The 1553-nt window shown below is 39.9% G+C and carries 1 protein-coding gene; it reads right to left on the bottom strand.

The genetic code is table 11. The features are described 5' to 3' along the window. Positions 1 to 72: 72 nt before the first annotated feature. Positions 73 to 1428 carry a transposase gene (locus ACIQ7T_RS27930; protein ID WP_370076295.1) on the bottom strand — a complete coding sequence of 452 codons (1356 nt, stop codon included), beginning with the start codon at positions 1426 to 1428 and terminating at the stop codon, positions 73 to 75. Positions 1429 to 1553 lie beyond the last annotated feature (125 nt).

A 1553-nucleotide genomic window follows, 5' to 3' on the forward strand; every position in this document is an offset into this window, starting at 1 on the left:
GAATCAATTTCATAAATCATATTTTCCAAGAGCTTAGACTACTCCTATTAAGAAAACTTACGTTTTTTAAAATTATGCTGCTTGAGTTTGTGATTCTAATAAAGCATTGAGACGATCTACTGCTAATTTGCAGGCATTATAAATAAACGTCACCAGGTGGAAATGAAGTTTTGCTTTTCTTCCTGTTTTGTGACGGACATTGTTCAACTGAAAATATTGCTTTAAGTATGCATTTACACGTTCAACGGCTGTGCGTTCTTTATATAGTTGTTTCCAAAGTTCAGAGCCTCGTGCTGGATACGTGAATTTTCGTATATCTGTGTCACATTTGATTTTGAAAACCTTCTGACAAAGGGAATCATTACGTAACGGACAGGTTGCACATTCCTTTGGCCTTGTGAATTTTAGTGTTCGGTACTTCTCATCGAAGCTATCATAACAGTAGCTGTGTTCACGTACACAGGTCGGTCTGAAATGTTCATCAAAGCCAAGGTACTCGCCTTCATTGCGGACATTATATGGAATAACTGCACGCATTTGATACGTATGTAATTGACTGTAAATGGGCTCGTAATCATACCCTGCATCCAAAATAGCGGTCGTAAAATGCCCTGGAAATAGGTTTTCTGCTTTCTTTAAAAGAGGGATCGCTGCTTTACTATCCGACAAATTGGCAGATGTCATGAGGCGTCCAACAATATATTGACTCTTTGTGGCCACCGCGAGATGTCCCTTAAAGCCAAACCAAAACGTGTTTTTGCCATCACTGTTCTTTTTAATGCCCCAATTCGGTTCGATGGGCGCATCTTGCCACAATGTTTCTAGTGATGTATCGAGCTGGTCCTTGATCTCTTTTTCATAAGTTGACTGGTTGGCTTTGATTTCTGCTTGTTCCGTAAGCCAAGCCTCGCGTTCTTCTTTTGATTTTCGTCCACGTTTTTTTGGTGGTACAGGCTCTTTTTTCTCCGAGGGCTTTGCCGCATCACGTGACTCAAAATGTGTGGCATCAATCGCGAGGTGTTCATCATAAAGAAAACCTTCTATAAAGGCAGTTTGAATCAATGTATCTTGCATGTGGTCGAGAACATCTGATTGACTGATGACATCGATCATACGCGAATAGGACGCTTCAGATGGAACCACGTCTGAAACGAGAAAACCGCAATCGAATCGAAATAAAGGATCATTGACCAAACGTTTGATTAAATCCTTGATCGTCGGAATCCGTTCGACAATACGAATAATGAGTGATTGTATCATCGCACCGTAATTTAATTCACGTGGGGCACCACGTAACGTCTTTTTGGAAAACAGCTGAAATATAGGTTGCACGTCGAAAGTGGCAAAAATAGCATCAAATCGACGTGAACTTTCCATTTCCAATAATTCTTGGATGCCAAATAGGCTCATTTGTTTTACAATAGTCATAGGGCATTCACCTCATTCAGTATGTTAGTTTAGACGCTACCATTATACCGAATTGGGGAGGTGCCCGTTTTTTATTGTTTTAGAACCCTTGATACTAAAGAGATTAGAATTATGAAATTAACTCA

It is taken from the genome of Lysinibacillus sp. NPDC096212 (assembly GCF_044763105.1).
GTDB lineage: Bacteria > Bacillota > Bacilli > Bacillales_A > Planococcaceae > Lysinibacillus.